Annotated in this window: 11 protein-coding genes; 2 read left to right on the forward strand and 9 right to left on the reverse strand. The window is 48.0% G+C overall.

Annotated elements, in window-relative coordinates; translation table 11 throughout:
* Window positions 1-214 precede the first annotated feature (214 nt).
* The 9 genes from KWJ01_RS06570 to KWJ01_RS06610 form a co-directional block, all read right to left on the reverse strand.
* Window positions 215-2,683: a TIM-barrel domain-containing protein gene (locus KWJ01_RS06570; protein WP_224995633.1), complete on the reverse strand. Its 2,469-nt coding sequence runs from the start codon at window positions 2,681-2,683 to the stop codon at window positions 215-217.
* Between the two features lie 214 nt (window positions 2,684-2,897).
* Window positions 2,898-4,499, reverse strand: coding sequence for a SusE domain-containing protein (locus tag KWJ01_RS06575; protein ID WP_224995634.1), 1,602 nt, complete (start codon window positions 4,497-4,499; stop codon window positions 2,898-2,900).
* A 3-nt stretch (window positions 4,500-4,502) separates the two neighbouring features.
* Window positions 4,503-5,306, reverse strand: coding sequence for a hypothetical protein (locus KWJ01_RS06580; protein WP_224995635.1), 804 nt, complete (start codon window positions 5,304-5,306; stop codon window positions 4,503-4,505).
* Window positions 5,307-5,318: 12 nt separating this feature from the next.
* Window positions 5,319-5,837, reverse strand: a complete 519-nt coding sequence (locus KWJ01_RS06585) for a DUF5004 domain-containing protein (protein WP_224995636.1) — start codon at window positions 5,835-5,837, stop codon at window positions 5,319-5,321.
* A gap of 10 nt (window positions 5,838-5,847) precedes the next feature.
* Window positions 5,848-7,239, reverse strand: a complete 1,392-nt coding sequence (locus tag KWJ01_RS06590; protein WP_224995637.1) for a RagB/SusD family nutrient uptake outer membrane protein — start codon at window positions 7,237-7,239, stop codon at window positions 5,848-5,850.
* Window positions 7,240-7,251: 12 nt separating this feature from the next.
* Window positions 7,252-10,293, reverse strand: a complete 3,042-nt coding sequence (locus tag KWJ01_RS06595; RefSeq protein ID WP_224995638.1) for a TonB-dependent receptor — start codon at window positions 10,291-10,293, stop codon at window positions 7,252-7,254.
* A gap of 456 nt (window positions 10,294-10,749) precedes the next feature.
* Window positions 10,750-13,770, reverse strand: coding sequence for a triple tyrosine motif-containing protein (locus KWJ01_RS06600; RefSeq protein WP_224995639.1), 3,021 nt, complete (start codon window positions 13,768-13,770; stop codon window positions 10,750-10,752).
* Window positions 13,771-13,910: 140 nt separating this feature from the next.
* Window positions 13,911-14,780: a LytTR family DNA-binding domain-containing protein gene (locus KWJ01_RS06605; RefSeq protein WP_224995640.1), complete on the reverse strand. Its 870-nt coding sequence runs from the start codon at window positions 14,778-14,780 to the stop codon at window positions 13,911-13,913.
* A gap of 21 nt (window positions 14,781-14,801) precedes the next feature.
* Window positions 14,802-15,731, reverse strand: coding sequence for a LytTR family DNA-binding domain-containing protein (locus tag KWJ01_RS06610; protein ID WP_224995641.1), 930 nt, complete (start codon window positions 15,729-15,731; stop codon window positions 14,802-14,804).
* Window positions 15,732-15,874: 143 nt separating this feature from the next.
* On the opposite strand from KWJ01_RS06610, the gene KWJ01_RS06615 reads away from it, so the two are divergent.
* Window positions 15,875-16,486, forward strand: coding sequence for a hypothetical protein (locus KWJ01_RS06615; protein ID WP_224995642.1), 612 nt, complete (start codon window positions 15,875-15,877; stop codon window positions 16,484-16,486).
* 19 nt (window positions 16,487-16,505) lie between these two features.
* Entirely contained in the window at window positions 16,506-17,684 is a 1,179-nt protein-coding gene (locus tag KWJ01_RS06620) for a serine hydrolase (RefSeq protein ID WP_224995643.1), read from the forward strand.
* The last annotated feature ends 6 nt before the right edge of the window (window positions 17,685-17,690 follow it).

Raw genomic sequence — 17,690 nt, forward strand, 5'->3', positions numbered from 1 at the left:
TTTCGCTCCCGAGTTCTTTGATTACCCGAATGCTGTATTTGCCTGGTAATCCAGAAGCGCAAAACAGCAAATGCTTTTTTTATTGAGTTTGAGACAGAAAGAATTGTAGCAGACTGCCTCTGCCAGTGCAACATAAATTGAAAAGGAAGAGCATCCGGACTATGTAAAACCAACCACAAAACACCGGATGCTCTAAACCTCACCAACTCAAAGATCAATAGGTCAGGGAGAACCTGCCGTTCTCATTCCTGATCACGATACTTTTAACATTATATCCTTCTATCGGATTTGACACACCCTGTGGATCGAAGCGCGATATCGGATCTATGAAAGATACAAAACTACTTTTGGGGCTTGCTGATTTGCCGTTCAGCCGCCACCTGCCGCCATCTCCAAAGCCATGCAGCACCAGTTTAATGTGGTTAAATTTCGACTTGAAGGAACCCTCTGCCTCGCCAAAACTGATCGCTTTTTTGCGCGGATCGTAGCTGATTACCCTTTTATAGAATTCGCCCTTTTCATGGTCGAATGACTCGCCGTCGTCTTCGTAGTATACAAACTGGTTTGCCACACTGCCCTGGTACACATGAATGATAAGGGTATCTGTTGGCATTTCAGCAGTTGACTGTATCAGCGACTGCATGGGTATGATGCTGCTTTCCTTTACATACACAGGCAGGCGGTTGTAAGACAGCTGGAGTATTTTTTCCTGTCCGCCCTGCTCAACTGTACCTGTAAATAATTCGTACCATTTGCCTTTAGGAAAGTAGATCTTACCAAAGCTGGTAGTGCTCTCGAATGGTGCCACCATAAAGGCTTCGCCAAAGAAGTACTGGTTCTGGTAATCGGAGCTGTAAACCAGGGGCTCGTGGGTATAATCAATGGCCAGGGTACGCATTACGGGCTGACCGGTTTGCGTAGACTCATAAAATGAAGAATACAGGTAAGGCAGCAGCCTGTAGCGCAGGTTGATAAAGTTGCGGGCAATTTCGGTTACCTCTTCGCCGTAGGCCCATGGCTCAGATGATTTAGTATTTACGCCCGTGTGATTGCGGAAATAAGGCGTAAAGGCACCTAACTGAATCCAGCGGGCGTAGAGGCCAACAGAAGGGTTACCGGTAAAGCCGCCTATGTCCATACCCGTGAAGGAAACACCGCTCACACCAAGGCTATTGAGCAGACGTATGCCCAGGAGCATATGGCTGTCTTCGGAGCGGTTATCACCCGTCCATTTGGCAGTATAGCGCTGCATACCTGCATAACCGGCACGGGTGAGCAGGAAGGGGCGCTTGTTCATGGCCTCGCGGGCGCCATTGTAGCTTGCGCGGGTCATCTGCAGGCCATAAACATTACGGCCTTCCTTGTGGGTAGTAAGGTGACCGTCGTAATCGAACAGCACATTGCCGGGCATGGTTTGTCCCCAGGTGGCTATTTCATTCATGTCGTTCCAGATACCGTCTATGCCCTGGTCAGCAAACAGTTTTACCTGTTCCCGCCACCAGGCACGGCCTTTTTCGCTGGTAAAATCAGGGAAATGCGTCCAGCCCGGCCATACCTGGCCGGCGTAGTTTTGCCCGTCAGGGTATTTCAGGAAGATGTCTTCCTTCAGGCCACTTTCATAGGCAGCATACCCCTCTTCTACTTTTATGCCGGGGTCTACGATAATGGTAGTTTTAAAGCCCATATCCTCCAGCTTTTTGTTCATCTGCAGCGGGTCAGGGAACCGTTCAGTGTTCCAGGTGAACAGCTTATAAGCATCCATATAGTGGATGTCGAGGGTAATGCCATCGGCCGGTATCTTTTTTTCCCGCAGGGTTTGTGCAATGCGCATTACCTCAGTTTCGGGATAGTAAGAATAGCGGTTTTGCTGATAGCCCAGGCTCCAGAGCGGAGGCATTGGCATACGGCCTGTTAAGGCTGTGTAGGAGGTGATGATATCAGCTAATTTGGTATGGTAAATAAAGTAGTAGTCCATTTCGCCACCTTCTGCCCCAAAAGAAGAAAAGCGGTTATTGCTGGCACCAAAGTTAAAGTTGCTCCTGTAGGTATTGTCCAGGAAGATACCATAGTTCAGGCCGCTGTGGATGCCAATGAAGAATGGAATGGTGGTGTAGAGCGGATCCTGGCCGGTGCTGTACCCAAAGGCATCGGTATTCCAGTTGGTGTAGGCATTGCCTCTTCTGTCGAGACCACCGGTTTTTTCACCCAGGCCAATAAACCGCTCTCCTTCCTGCATTTTTTTGTAGGTGGTAACTTCTTCACCAATCCAGGAGGTGGTGAGTCCCTGCTCATCCTGGTTGATTAGCCTGCCATCTGGGGTGTAAAAAGCTATGGAGAAGGGATTTTTCTGCACCCTGGCCTGGAGTGAATCTGTCTGGATGCTAAGCTGCTGGTCGTTTTGGGTTATGTTTACCTTTATTTGTTGTGGTGCAGCCACCACTGCATAGGAGAAATCTTCGGCTAGGGGTTGCTCCGACATCCGAACCCTGATGACGGACGGACTGTAGGCAGTTATTTCTGCATTGATGCCATTATCTGTGGAGAGGAGTACTTTCTGATCACTGATCTGTACATCACTGATGTTTCCCACCTTTTTTACAGGATTCTCCTGCTGCGCCCATGCCGGCAGGCTAAGACAGACGCTAAGGGCTAACACACTATAATATTTTAATGATCTTATCATTTTAGATGATTATCTAATAAGCTTTTTTTGTTTTAGGCTCAACAGCTCACCTTAGCCACAACTGCCACAGAGGCATTTGCTGTACTAAGTGAGGATTGACAGACAGGTTCATGTTCATTTCAGCATTTACAGGAGGAGCCTGAATGAATGCTCCCCCTGCTGCTGAATCATCTTTTAATATACTGGCAGGCATGAACATGCCAATACCAATGGTTTAGTAAGGACAGTAACCTTCCCAAACTGTTACTACATCATTGATTACTTTGCTCTGATCGAATGTTGCGGACCTGTTGTCCCTGCCTTCGCATCCATCATTGGCTGCATTGAACTTCTGCTCGCCATTTCCCCAGTTTGGTGCAGCGGCAGTTGCCAGGAAGTACTTATAAGGAAAAGTGTTACCACTTACTGTTGCAACAGGAATGGTAAGTGAGTAAGTAAAATCACCTACTTTATTCATTTTAAGCACAGGATCAGTACCAGGCTGGTTCCAGGGGCCAAGCTCGGGCCTTACCTGATCGAAGTTACCGGCAAGGTACACATCCTTGTCTGCAGGTGTTGTTTCAGGCACCGTAACCGTAAAGGTGATGTACTCGGGGCATTCAAGTGCATTCATATTCTCCCACTTCCCAATCAGTGCGTAGGCAGCCTCCAATCCCTCAGTATACTGTAATGAACGGTTATCAGCATTGTTACAATTGCCTGTTGCCGGGTCTACATGCTGTTCACCATGGCTCCAGCTGCTTCCTCCTACAGGGGCAATGGCAAATTTGTGGGCTATGGTTCTGTCTTCTGCCGGGAAAGGCAATGTGATGGTGTAAACCAGGTCGCTTTCTTTCTCAAGCATCAGGGCAGGGTTAGAACCTGGCTCCTGCCAGTCGGTGCCGGTAAAATAACCAAGCGCTCCAGCAACATACACATTGTAGCCTTCAGGAACAGGCTGTGAAAGATAGACCCTGTAGAGAATCCCGCCCATACGGGTAACCGACAGCTTGAATGATTTTGCAGAATAGCTGACAAACCCATCGGCAGTTGCTTTAATACGCCACTCAAGATCGGCTTTCTCACTATCGTCATAGCCTTTTTCTGCCAGCAGATCATCCAGCTGCTGCTGGGTTACGGTAAGCTGGTTAGCCGTTCCGTAGTCATCTGAGGGCAATACAATCAAAGGCTCATCAAAGCTTTCGCCACGCGTTACTGCCTGCCATTCATAGGTGACTTCATCGCCATTCACCACCTCTGCGGCTTCCCAATTGATGGTAATTGTTTCGTTTGCGCGTGCAGATGACAGTGTCAGCTCTGACCAGCTTTGGGGAGAAAGCAGGTTAATGCTCCCAATACCTACACCAAAGCGCTGAATATCGATCTCGTATGGATTAGCAATAGAAGTGTTAGTGGGAATGCTGGAACGAATACTCCACATCAGCTCGGCCATCTCCCCTGCTGCATAGCCAGCTTCGGCCAGCGCTGCATCAAGCTGTTGCTGGGTTAAGGTAAGGCTGGTTGCTTTCCCCTCATTATTGGCCTGAATCTCTATTTCCGGGTTTTCCAATGAACCAGCTGTTCTTTCTGCAGCAATAAAGGTATAGGTTGGAGTAGAGCCAAGGCCACTCCTTGCCGCATTCCAGCTAATTGTTACTGTTTCTTCTGGTGTACCTGAATTAAGCACCAGCGAAGAACCATTTGCTGGAGATACCAGGCCGGCTGTAGTTAATGCTTCACCCTTAGGCTCAAATTCATAAGCGTCATCTTCGCAGGCAACCATTAGGGTTGCCGCAAAAAACAAAGCCAGTGTTTTATGTAGTGTTATTGCTTTCATGGGTTACTCCTGGGTTATGAATTCACTGGTGAAAGTTGGGGTAGAGATGCTGGCATCCTGGTTGTGGAAGCTATAGCTAAGCGTGGTAAGGGTTACACCTGCCGGTACCTCAAAATAAGCAGCAGGCAGCACCGACACAGAATAAATCTGCGCCACTTCGTGCTTCATCTGCAGCGGACCTGCAAACTGCGCCTTCAACGGAATGTCAGTCACTTCTGTGCCGTTAGCATCAACACCGCTGGCTACTATACTCATGTATACTGCCTCAATGTCCTGGATAGGACCTGCCTGAGCCAGTGTCTGGTTGAAGAAAATGGTAACAACATCTTCGGAAACAAATCTGTCGGGGAAAGTGCGGTTAACCTGGTCTACAAATTCCAGGGGATCCACATCATAAATAAAGTTTTTAGTTTGCCCCTGGCTCCAGTCATTGCCCTTGAGAATTATCCCAATTTTAGTAATCTGTGCAGGCGGCAGACCAAAAAAAGTAGCAGGCACAAGTGTAATGGTATACACATCTTCCTGACCTTCCACCCTGGTAAATTTTGCCTGGGCAGTGGCCTCAGGATTAGTGTTTGCCGGACTTATATTTGAAGGTGCGTCCGGACCTTCGGGAATCCAAAGCCACAAATATGCATCCCCGGTGTAATTTTTCAGGTCTTCATCTGTGCTTACATCAACTGTTATGGTGATTTCATCCACAGCAGTAAAATTAGCAGGCGAAACAGTTGCCGTAGCTTCAGCTTGAGCAAAAGCTGAAGTTCCCAGGAACGTTAGGGGAAGCAGGATATATAATAGTTTTTTCATTTTAGTTTCTGTTTACTCCGACACCCGGTTTAAATAGTACTCATAGCGCACATAGGGTCCTCGTTCTGGGGCAGATCGTACCAGTTCGAAAACAATTCCGCCGGCTTCAACCTCCGCAAAAGAAGCAATCTCCAGCACCTGCTCAGTACCATTGGAGGTAAGCACAACGGCCGATGGATACTCCGGATCGTTGAAAGCCCAGGTACCTGAGGCAGGCAACTGCAGGGGCGAGTTTTTCTTATCAATTTCAAATGAAGCGGGTGTTGTGCCGTTTGCATCGAAAGTAAAAGTGGCGCCTGAGTAAGACATACCAGGCAGGGCATCGGTAATGTCTTTGGTTCTGGCTATTGAAGGAAATCCTTTTTGCTCAGCAGGTATGTCTACCTGAATTACCCTGGTAATTTCCCAGGTTCCATTGATTTGCTCTACTTTATTCGCAGGCTCGCCAATCGGTCCCGGCTCGTCTGGAGAACAGGCAAAGGCCAACAGCATCAGGCCCATGCCCAGGAAGGTATTTATCGTTAATTTCATGTGATTAAATTTAATTACAGCCACTTTCAACATTTTTCACAAAACCAGGGCTATTGGCAATTTCACCCTGCGGGAACTGGAGAATTGCACCCGGACAATCGTATGGAGCACCACGTACAATTATGTTCTCCCCCAGTGCACCTCTGCGTTTCAGTTCCTGCCCCCTGTCGCCTTCGCCTACCAGTTCCAGCCTTCTTTCTTCACGCACGCGTTGTTTGATTACTGCGGCAGCAGCGTTAGCTGGCAACAGGCGACTGCTGTTCTCTCCATAAGCCCTGTTGATGATATCATTCACATCAGCAATGGCCACATCCAGGTTCTGGTTCAGCTCCGCAGCAGCTTCTGCCCGGATCAGCTTCAGCTCAGTAATGTGCACCAGGGGTACATTGAAGAAATCTTTATTATACTTGGTCAGTACAATATTGCCAGGGTAAGTCTCATTATCGTACCAGGCACTTCTTGCATCTGAATCATTGATAGTAGCCAGTGTGTACAGGCTGGGCGACACCCTTAGGTTTGATATTCTAACATCAGACCTATACTGGTTCCGGAATTCAGCACCGATGCCTGTGTTGCGATCATCAGAATAAATTGCCATCACGATTTCTGAAGATTCTTCTTCATCAGAAAATCTTATGCTATACTCATCACTGCTGGAATTGAATGTAAAAGGGCTGTTCTCGATTACATCATTGGCGTTGGCATAAGCTTTTTCAAAGTCGTTCATTTGAAAATAAACTTTAGCCAGGAAGCCCTTGGCAGCCCATTCTGTAGCAAAAGGTCCGTTTGCTGATGGCAACAATTCAGCTGCATCTTCCAGATCACTGGTAATTTGCTCGTACACTTCGCCCACGGTTGCCCGTACCGCTGCAGATGATTCTGTAGAGGTGCGGATTGGGATGCCAGGCTGTGAATTTTCTTCGCCAAACACATAGGGCTGCGCAAACAAGCGAACTAAGGCAAAGTGAGCAATGGCTCTAAGAAACTTAGCTTCACCTTCCAATACAGCTCTGTCCTGCTGATTTTCTACAATCTCGAGGTTCTCCAGCACTGCATTGGCCCTGTAAATAGCAATATAGGGTTCACTGTAGAGCTGATTTTTTACATCACCAAAGATGGTGGTAGTTCTGGTATAAATTGAACCATAGTCACCAGTGAGCGTTGAGCCATCAATATCTTCGCCTAAAAGGTCATTCGCTATCTGGAATCTGCCACCATAGGTTCTGTCGTTGCCCAGCAACTGGTAAATGCTGTTTACCGTTTTGCGCAGGGCTGCAGGATCTGAAAGTGCTTCCTCATCAGTTATTTCACCCACCAGTGGTACGGTCAGGTCTGGCTCACATGCTGAAGTGGCTACCAGTAAAGCCATTCCAAGAAGGAGTTTATATACTTTATTATTCATGGATATGCTTATTTAGAATGATACATTAACACCCAGGGTAATGGAGCGCTGCTGCGGAGTTGTCAGGTAGGTAACGTTGGGGCTCATGTTCCTATCCTGCAGGTTTTCAAAGTCACGGGCAATCTCAGGATCACCAGGGTATTTGGTGAAGGTGAGCAGGTTCATGGCACTAAGCGATATCCGGGCTGTGGAGGCGCGAATTTTAGAAGCCACTGAAGCTGGCAGGTTGTACCCTACACTAAGGTTGCGCAAACGCAGATAGGAAGCATCGTGCAGAAAGAGGGTAGAGTTATACTGCCACTCATCGGGTAAGCCCGGATAGTTTTCCAGGGTCAGGCGTGGAAATTTTGCATCCGTGTCGCCTGGTCCGGTCCAGCGGTCAGCTATCTCGCTGCGCATGTTCCAGTCTGTTACTTTACCCAGCTGACGTTTGGCAGAGCCATCGTAAATATTACCACCTTTGGTAAAGGTGAACAGGAAGCTCAGGTCAAACCCGGCATAAGTAAAGGAGTTGGTGATACCGCCGGTAAAATCTGGCAGCACATCGCCTACAATTACCCTGTGATCAAGAGAAAACTCCTTGGTCTGATAGCCTTCCGCATCAAGCCAGATGGGCAAACCATCTGCAGGATCAACACCTGCAAAGCGTACCAGGTAGTTAGCACCTACCGGATAGCCTACTGCCACACGGGTATCGTTGGTTCCGCCACCTGCAGCATCCGGGGTAAGGTCGCCTAGGTCAAGCACTTCGTTGTTGTTATGTGCAATGTTGAAGTTGGTTGTCCAGGTGAAATCACCTACCAGGTTTTTAGAAGAGAAATCAAACTCTATACCTGTATTCCTAATTTCTCCCACGTTATCCCAGTATGAACCAAAGCCTGTAGAAGGCGGGTTGGCACGGTTTATCAGCACATCCTGGGTTAAGCGGTTGTAGTAGGCAAGTTCACCTGTAACGCGGTTACCAAACAAGCCAAACTCAAGGCCCAGGTCGGTGTTATAAGTGGTTTGCCACTTTAAGCCCGGGTTAGGCAGTCTTTCAGGGTAGATTACATCATTGCCATAATAAGGATTGTTACCCTCTACAATATAAGTACCCCGGTATTGGTTGGTGGCACCCGGAGGTGTACCAATAAGTCCATAGCTGCCTCTCAGCTTTAACATGCTGATCTGCTCAACATTTTGCATAAAGCCCTCTTCTGACAAGATCCAGGCAGCCGACAGCGATGGGAAGAAGCCGTACTGATTTTCGGGTCCAAAGGTAGAGGAGGCATCTACCCGGCCAATTCCCTGTAATACATAGCGATCTTTGATGGTGTAGGTAGCACGGCCAAAATAGCTGAAGAACCTGGTGATATCCACATCCTGCCTGTTCAGGTTCAGGTTTACTCCCTCATCGTCATAGATTGGATTTTCAATTCCTACAATTGCGTAATCCCTGAAGTTGTTGGTCTTATCCTGGTATTCTGTACCGGCTAATAAAGTAAGCTTGCTGTTTTCAAGTTCCAGCAGATAATCGGCCTGTAGTGATACAGTATAGTTCTCCGTCCATACTTTGTACCTGTTAGCCGTATTGTTTTCTGTGCCATTTAACTCCGAGGGGCTAAAGGTATCATCATTGCTATCCAGGTAATCATAACCACCCACAGCCCTGATGTTCAGGTTTTTAACAGGCGTATAGGTAAAGGTCAGGTTGTTGATGGTTCGTAAATCTCTTACTCTCCAGTCAAGCAGTTCCCTGGTTCTAACAGGATTATTGACGGTATAGAAAGTACCATCATCATTGTAAACAGGGTAATAAGGTAGCGATGTGGACATGGCCTGTCCCAGCCCCCCACTCCAGGCAGCATCTACCCTGTTGTTAATACCCCTGCTGATTGAAGATGAGAGTGTTGCTTTGAAGTTTTTGGCCAGCTTTGCATCCAGGTTTACACGTCCGCTAAGGCGCTCATAGCTGTTGCCTTTCAAAAAGCTTTGATTATCGCTGTAGGAACCGGAAATAAATGAGCTTAAGTAATCATTTGCCTTAGAATAGGAAAGGTTGTACTCCTGCAGGTAACCAGTTCTGGTTGTTTCATCCCACCAGTCGGTATTGGTTTGCAGCGCTTTTTCAATTGCCGCTGCTCTTTCCTCGCTGGTAGACTCGGGACCTGTAAGATTAGGCAGCCACACCGGGCCGATATTGCCATCATTCTCCCATGCTTCCTGCCGAAGCTGAATCAGCTCTGCCGTGTTCAGGAAATCCTGTTTGATTGCCGGAGCAGAGAAACCATGATCAGTACTGAAATTGAAAGTACCGTTCTTAGACTTGCCTCTTTTGGTAGTTACCAGAATAACTCCATTTGCACCCCTGGATCCATAAATGGCGGCAGCACCGGCATCTTTCAGAATCTCTACCGACTCGATATCTTCAGGATTGATCGTTGCCAGGGGGTTCTGGTTCATTCCACCCCTGTTACTGCCTAAAAAGTTATCCTGAATAATCGGTACACCATCTACCACATACAGCGGATCGCCGCTGGCACTGATGGCACTGGTGCCCCTAACTTTAATAACCGAGCCACTGCCAGCCAGACCACTGCCCTGGATTACCTGCACACCAGCCGCTCTGCCCTGCAGGGCTGCTTCGAAACTGGGGGTAGGCATTTCGGCAATTTTGCCTCCATCTACTCTGGCAATTGAACCGGTAACCTCTCTTTTTTCCTGTACACCATAACCCACTACCACCACTTCGCCTAAAGTTTCAATATCTTCTGCCAGCTTCACATCAATGGTAGAACGGTTGCCTACGGTTTCTTCCTGTGTGTTGTAACCTACGAAAGAAAACACCAGCACTGCATTGTTAGAAGGTACCTCCAGCTGGTAACGACCATCCAGATCTGTAACAGTACCTGTAGAGGTGCCCTTTACGCGAATGGCTACACCGGGTAAGGGGTCGTTTTCCGTAAAAGAGGATACTGTACCCGATATGGTGCGCCCCTGGGCCCAGGCAGAGAGGGCACCAAACATGACGAACAGCCATAGGAGCAAGGCTTTTCTTGTAAAAATTTTGTTCATGTGATGAATTGGTTAGTGTAAGTAAAAGTTTTGCACTCTTCCCAAAGCTGAAGGGTTGTAAGTGCTAGTTGAGCGTGATTGGTTTTAAGTCAACTGTCATATATCAGGGAATTTATTCATGTTCTTGCAATCGGTTGAGCTGCTAGTGCAATCGAATGAAATGTATGAGCTCTGCAAGACTCCTCCAAGAAAAAAGGGGGTACAAGAAGTATACAGGAGAAGTGAAAAAGTGTATGGATTACCGGTTAACACAATCCCTTGAAACAGCTCAAAACAGCCATTTCACAAGAATCAGGGGCATTCAAAAGGTTAACAAATGGTTAACAAAGAAAAATCTAAAGGGGTAAAAAAGCCTGTTTTTCTTACAGCCGATATCCCTCGATTCTGGGGCTATAAAGCAAGGTTAACTCTTTGTTAACCTGTTAAAATTTAGGGGGTGGTTTGTTAAGTACCGGTTTAGATACCCATTACCAGGTCGGTAAGGCTCTGGTGATTTTCAAGGCCAAGCTTTTTACGCAGCCGAGTGCGGGTAACCTTAATGCTGGCGGGCGAAATACCCAACAGAGAGGCACATTCGGCATTGCTCAGGTTTAACCTGATGAGGGCACAATGACGGAGCTCCTGGTTGGTGAGGTCGGGATAGTTGATCTTAAGCTTGGCGTAAAAGCCGGTATGGATCTGCTCAAAATACAGCTTGAAATCTTCCCAGTCTTTGTCCAGGCGGTAGCTCTCATCGATAAGCTTGAGCATTTTCCTGAGCTCGTTTTGGGGCGTGCCGTTAGAGGCTTTGATACTTTTCTCCAGCTGATTCCTGAGCTCCTGCATCATTTCATTTTTCTGAATGATGTTGAGGGTGTGCGTGGTGATCTGTTTGTTTCGATACTCAATCTGGTCCTGCAGCTGCTTTTCTTTCAGGTGCATGAACTTAAGATCGGCTTCCGATAAGGCTTTCTGGGATTTATAAACGGCGTCATTCTTTTCAATAAGCTCTTCCTTCTGCCTGATCAGCTTATTTTTCTGCTCAATGATCTCGTTCTTCTGCAGGTTAATCTCGCGTGTACGCTCCTCTATGATCTTTTGCAGCTTTCGTTTCTGGTTGATCAGGTGGAAATGATACACCTTAACGGCTGCCATGATCAGCACCACCCCTGCCAGTATAAAAAGCAACAGGGCCCACCACGATTTATACCAGGGTGCTGCTACCACAAAAGTAAATTCCATAGGTTCGCTCCACAGATAGCCCATATCGCGTGCCCTTACCTGCAGCGTATAGGTACCTTCTGAAAAACCAAAGATTGATATGGAACTGTTGGGGGTAGGCTCCGACCAGTTTTTTTCTGCTCCCTTTAGCCTGGTCTGGTACAATACATTATTACCGGGGTAAGTAAGGCTTACAAAGTCAAACTGCATTCTGGCCTCATGCGGAAACGTAAACCGGCTGCTGGCCGATAACGCAACCTTATCCCCATTCACCAGCACTCCCTTTATCTGGGGCTGCGGCGTTGTGCGGTAAATCGGATGCATAATATCAATCTGGGCAAGTCCTTTTGCAGTGGCTACGTAAAGCTTGTTATTGTGCAGCCTGAAACACCTTTCCTTTAACACCCTGGAGGGCAGCCCGTTTTCACGGGTGTAGAGCACAACCTGCCCGTTTTGATAAAAAGCCAGTGCATTAGGATATGCCAGCCACACCTGCTCACCAACAATAGCAATAGAAGTAAGCGGCTCGTTTATGTCGAAACCTTTCAGGGAAATTCGTTCGGCAGTAACAGCTCCTTCTTTTTCTGTTGTACGCACCAAGCCTTCACTTGTAGCCAACCAGGCATTTCCCAGGCTATCGAAGGCCATATCGTTCACTATGATTCTATCTGTAGCAGCAAAATCGAACTTCACCTCCAGCGGCACAAATACATCTACCCGGGGCTCGTAGCGGTACAGGAACCCTTCCCTCCCCTGTCCGCCGCAAAGCAGCTGCCCCTTGGCAGACTGGCCCATGACCACAGAATTTGTCACTTCCTCATAAACAGCTACCTCTCCACGGGCATCAACCTTTACCAGCTCATTTAACCCGGTAAACCACTTATTGTCCTCCCGGTCTTTGAGTATATAAGTTACGGTTGGCCCCGATATACTATCACGCACCAGCTGCAGATAATTAGCATTAAGCTCGTAATAGGATATTCTGCCTAATGCATCACCAATCCACAGCTTATCACCATCTGCCACAATACGATCGAAGTAGGTAGAATTTGCAGCACGCAGCGCACTTACCTCTGCTCCTGGTGCGGGGGCCAGTTTCAGGAGCTGTTCGCCGGTTGAGTAGTACAGGGTGCCCGTGCTGTCGAAGGTAAAAGATTCTACACGCGAATCTCCCACAGCCTGCAGAGGCTTAACCACGGTGGGTTTTAGCAAACCAATGTTTTCACTGCCGGTAATCCAGATTTCGTCATGCTCCGGATCGTGATGAAAATCGAGCACATCCCTGAAGGAAAGAGCGTTTAGCTTCCTGAATTCGTAAGCAGGTTCAGCGGTATTGGTAACATAAAGGCCATTTCCCCAGGTGCCTGCATAGAGCACATTACCTACAAGTATGGACGTAGAAATGTTAGTAGGCCCTCCAATCCCCTCATTTTCCAGGATATTCTTTCCACTGTCGATCTTAAGCTGCAGAATGCCCTCTTTACCACTGATCAGTAAATGATCGCCGCGCAGGCTAACGATGGATGTTACTTCGGTAAGAGGGTAATCTTCAACACCTGCATCTTCCAGCTTATCTTCGGCTTTGTTATAAGCCAGCAACCTGCCGTTGTAGGGGGCTACCCAAATGTGGCCAAAAGCATCTTCTGCAAACGAAAAGGATCGGTGGTAGTTAATAGACTGGTATTTTGCCCCCAGAAAATATCTTTTGAACCCGGCATCAGAGATTTTAACAACCGCATTTGCTTCTCCAATCCATATGTTGCCTTCCTTATCTTCATAAACTGATTTGGGATAGTTAAGAGACTCGGCCAGGGGCGTTCCCTTAACCTCCAATGGCCTGAAGTAGGTAGTATCCTGGTTGTGTATAATTTCCCTGATGCCATAATCAGTAAGCACCAGCAGCTGCCCGTTTTTCCTTTTCAGAAATTTTTTGGTGTAGGGACTGGGAAGCTCCTTGAAGAACAGTACTGTTTCGTTGCCATCGAAGCGTAAAACCCCCTGGTCGGTTGCCAGCCATACAAAGCCTTTTTCGTCTTTGGTAATGCCCTTGATTACCTCGTTGGAGTGAATTTTATTGATGTCGTAGTACCTGTACTGATCAGAAGATAGTGTTGATTCCTGCGCACGAACAGCAAGGGGTGTAGATACAAGCAGAACAAAAATCGCTACCCACAGCAAAAAATAGCTGCCGGTATATTTGCAGAAGCGCTCTGTCCAAATCTTGTCCACCGCAGGCAAACCTACTTTCAGTGCATTAACAGGCCTTAGACTCTTCATATTAACACCAGAGGACTTTACAGAAAGGAGTAATCAGAATTTATTAAATATCGCTTTAGCAATGCAGGCAGGTCTTTCCTCCATCTCAAATTTAATAGTTTTTTCGGTTTTATACATGCTGCCACGGGGAGCAGCCAACCCTAAGCCTCCATCCATTGCCTGAAATCGCCCGCCCTGCGGCGACTTACGGTTACCTGGCTGCTGTGCCGGGGTTGCAGGTAGAGCAGTAACCTACCGGAGCTCTCTCCCTCCACCCGCTTTACAGCCCCCTTCTGTACAATAAACTGGCGGCTGATGCGAAAGAAATCCTGCACAGGAAGTTGCCCTGCCAGCTGTTCAAGTGTTCCATCTATGGTAAACGTATCACCATCATGGGATCGTACAATAATACCTTCGCCAGTTTTAAACAAGTAAGCAAGTTGCGTTGCCGCGAGCGGCACAAAGGCACTGCCCTGCTGTACCAGCAGTAGTTTCTTATGCGCTTCGGGCTTGTGCTTCTCCTCCACTGCCTGTATTGCCTGCGCCTGTTTTATATACGCCAGTTTTTGCTGCAGAAAGGTAATGGTATGCTTATGGTACTGCACCATCCACATACCTGTATAAATAAGATTGAGTATAGTAACAAAGAGCAGTATGCCCGGTAAATCGGCAGAAAGTACATTGTTGATATCAAAGCCTGCCGGGCGCTTAATAACCAGCTGGTTGTAAACAATACTGCTTAGCAGCATAAACAGAAAGCCAAGGGCATATGCCAGCGGGCCCTGCACAAAAAATCGCTGCAGGGGATGGCTGGCCCAGGAGTACTGCCGGTCTATCTGCAAAATCAGCAGCCGGTTTAGCTGCCACACCACCCCTGCCACCACTATTGCATAGCCAAGGTCAAGGTAGTACTGTGCATCATACAAAAGCGTACAAAGCCCAACAGGCTCCCCGATATGGCGCAACAGGAAACCCCAGAGGGGTATGCCTGCTAACATGAGCTTCCGGTCGGGGTATATAATTGCCTGCATTGTACAAAACTAAACTAGGTATCAGGCTTCCATCCACTGCCGGAAGAGCTGTGCCCTGCGGCGGCTTACGGTTACTGTTGCCGGGTTTCCCGGGGGCAGGTGCAGCAGCAACCTGCCGGAACTTTCTCCCTCCACCCGCCTGATGGCCCCTCTTTGAACAATAAACTGGCGGCTGATGCGGAAAAACTCCCGGGGCGAAAGCTGCTCTTCCAGTTGCTCCAGCGTGCCATCTACCGTAAAAGCCTTTCCCTCCAGGGTTCTTGCAAAACTTGCTTCATTTGCAGTAAAAATACATGCAATCTGTGCTGTAGCCAGGGGCACCAGCCCCCTACCCTGGTTCACCAGCAGCGTCTGCTTAAATGCATCTTCTGACTCTGCCTCCTTTGTATCCAAAGCCTGCATCTCCAGCCTTTCTATTTCACGGTTTAGGGTTGCCACGCTTTGCTTATGGTATCGGATCATCCACAAACCGGTGTAAATCATGTGGATGATCGTTACAAAAAGGAGGTTCACCGGCAGCTCTGACAGAAACAGATAGCTGGCGTTAAACCCATGTGGCTCCAGCTGCATAAAACCATGGTACAACAGTGAAAGCAGCACAATAAGGGCTGCAGTAATGCCGTAAGCCAGCCCACCCTGCACAAGCAGCCTGCGGGTGGTGTTTGCTGCCCAGGAATACCGCTGGTCTGCCCACCGGACAATAGAGAGGTTAAGCTGCCACAAAAAAACAGCAGCTAGGAGTATGAACAGAATATCTATATAGTACTGCGGGCTCATCAGCAGATCTGCCAGCCGGGCAGGTTCAGCAATATGCCTGAAAAATACAGCCCACAGGGGTATGCACAGCAGCTTAATCCACCTGTCGGGATAAGGCCCAGCCTGTTGTGTGGCCTCAGAGGGGTGTTCTATCAGAAGCGCAGGTTGCAACATCAGCCGAATATGCTTATTCATAGATAAATTTAACTAACCGCTGGCAAATACCAGCTGTCCGCTCAACCTAATTTTCTGTCCGTTCAGGGCCACAGGCTGCCACAGGCCTTAACAGCCGCATTTTGCCTTGCTCAAAGCCATAATATTGCAGAAAAGAATTTTACATGAAACAGCTCATTCAAACCCCTACCTTACTGGCTATGATATGCCTGCATTGCTTGGTAGCTCATGCTGCCAGCGCCCAGGAGGGCACATCTTCACGCTTTATTTATTCTGCCAAAATCACCTTTCAGTCTTATGGGCTGCCCTTTAAAAACTTTGGCAGCAGCTTTAAAAATGTGGGTGGTGCAATTGGAATCGACTGTGCCTACAACAAGTCACAAAGTCTGCTGCAAAGCTTTAGCCTGGGCTTTCAGCATCATCGGGAGCATGAGCAGTTCTTCTACATCCATACACAGCTGGCTTACCGGCCGCTGCTCTTCAATGTACTGGAGCCGGGTATTGCCATAGGCATTGGGCGTGCGCTGGCAATATCGAACCCTGCTAACCCCTACTATGCGCTGGAGAACGGTTCCTGGAATAAAAGCAGCCATCAGCGCCAGGGACACTGGCTGCTCCCGGTGTCGTTAAGTATGGGCTACCGCATCAGGCAAGCCAATGGCAGGGTGTTTACACCTTACATCAGCTACGAGGCTGCCGCTTTTATTCAATACAACAGTGCATTTCCCCTACTGCCCTACTCACAGCTTTCTACCGGCACACGCATCAGATTTTAACAACACAAAAATTCAGAACATGAAAACCCAACATACATTCATACTGCTGCTGATGATTTGCTGCATGGCCAGCTGCACCAATAAAACTTTTGAAGAAGCGCTGTTATCCCCACCCACTCCACAGCCTTTCAAAGCAGATCACAGCAGGGCCGGTGATCTGCAGGCCATCCTGGATAAATATACTGCCAAAGGTTTACCTGCTGCAGTGGTTGCCATTAAAGATGATGAAGGAGTGTGGGAAGGCAGCAGCGGTTTTGCCAAAATAGAAAACGGCACTAAACTCAGCCCTGGTTTTGTACATGCCGGCGGTAGCATTACTAAAATTTATACCGCAACAGCCATTATGATGCTTCAGGAACAGGGCAGGCTCCGGCTTGACGATCCAATTACCCAGTACCTCCCCCCTTCTGTTACTGCCGGCATCAGCAACGCAGACAGAATTACAGTGCGTATGCTACTGAACCACAGCTCGGGTATTCCGGATTATATCGATAACCCCCACTTCAGGCTACAGTGGTTCAACAATCTTTCCCGGGGCTGGACGGCCAGCGATGCCCTCTCCTATGCCTGCAATAAGCCTTTACTATTTGAGCCAGGCACTGCTTTTTCTTATTCCAATAACAATTACATGCTCCTGTCGCTCATGATCGCGCATGTAAGCGGGCAGGAAGAAGCAGCCTGGATGCGGGATCATATTTTTCTGCCCCTAAACCTGGAACGGACTTATTACAAAATTCAGCCCGAATACCTGGAGGGCCTCCCCATGCCCAACTATTACCTTGACCGCTACGGCGATGGCAGATTGCAAAATGTTACCCTCCCCACAAAAATGGAGATCTACAGCGAACTGGGTGACGGTGGCCTGGTAGCCTCAGCGCTTGATTTCGTTTACTTTATGGATGCACTGGTAAAGGAGCAGCTTATATCCACGGATTCTTTCAATGAGATGAAAACTGCCACCTTCAATGACTATGGGCTTGGCATTGATATTTACAGATACCAGGAATTACCCCAGTATGGCCATTCCGGGGCAGTATTCGGGGGAGCTTCCCTGCTGCTGTATTTCGAAGAACAGGATGCCACAATATTCATTGCCAGCAATACAGATGGTACCTTAATTGGCGGAAAAACCCTTATGCTGTACCACGAAATGAAAAATGAGATAGGTGATTACCTGGCGCTACAGGCTAAGCGATAAACCACT

Origin of the sequence: Cesiribacter sp. SM1 (genome assembly GCF_020178975.1) — a bacterium.
GTDB lineage: Bacteria > Bacteroidota > Bacteroidia > Cytophagales > Cyclobacteriaceae > Cesiribacter.

Excerpts from the sequence above, each read along its gene's own strand:
- KWJ01_RS06585 (WP_224995636.1), bottom strand. The coding sequence starts at position 5,837 with ATGAAATTAACGATAAATACCTTCCTGGGCATGGGCCTGATGCTGTTG.
- KWJ01_RS06605 (WP_224995640.1), bottom strand. The coding sequence starts at position 14,780 with ATGCAGGCAATTATATACCCCGACCGGAAGCTCATGTTAGCAGGCATA.
- KWJ01_RS06620 (WP_224995643.1), top strand. The coding sequence starts at position 16,506 with ATGAAAACCCAACATACATTCATACTGCTGCTGATGATTTGCTGCATG.
- KWJ01_RS06580 (WP_224995635.1), bottom strand. The coding sequence starts at position 5,306 with ATGAAAAAACTATTATATATCCTGCTTCCCCTAACGTTCCTGGGAACT.
- KWJ01_RS06595 (WP_224995638.1), bottom strand. The coding sequence starts at position 10,293 with ATGAACAAAATTTTTACAAGAAAAGCCTTGCTCCTATGGCTGTTCGTC.
- KWJ01_RS06615 (WP_224995642.1), top strand. The coding sequence starts at position 15,875 with ATGAAACAGCTCATTCAAACCCCTACCTTACTGGCTATGATATGCCTG.
- KWJ01_RS06575 (WP_224995634.1), bottom strand. The coding sequence starts at position 4,499 with ATGAAAGCAATAACACTACATAAAACACTGGCTTTGTTTTTTGCGGCA.
- KWJ01_RS06570 (WP_224995633.1), bottom strand. The coding sequence starts at position 2,683 with ATGATAAGATCATTAAAATATTATAGTGTGTTAGCCCTTAGCGTCTGT.
- KWJ01_RS06610 (WP_224995641.1), bottom strand. The coding sequence starts at position 15,731 with ATGAATAAGCATATTCGGCTGATGTTGCAACCTGCGCTTCTGATAGAA.
- KWJ01_RS06600 (WP_224995639.1), bottom strand. The coding sequence starts at position 13,770 with ATGAAGAGTCTAAGGCCTGTTAATGCACTGAAAGTAGGTTTGCCTGCG.
- KWJ01_RS06590 (WP_224995637.1), bottom strand. The coding sequence starts at position 7,239 with ATGAATAATAAAGTATATAAACTCCTTCTTGGAATGGCTTTACTGGTA.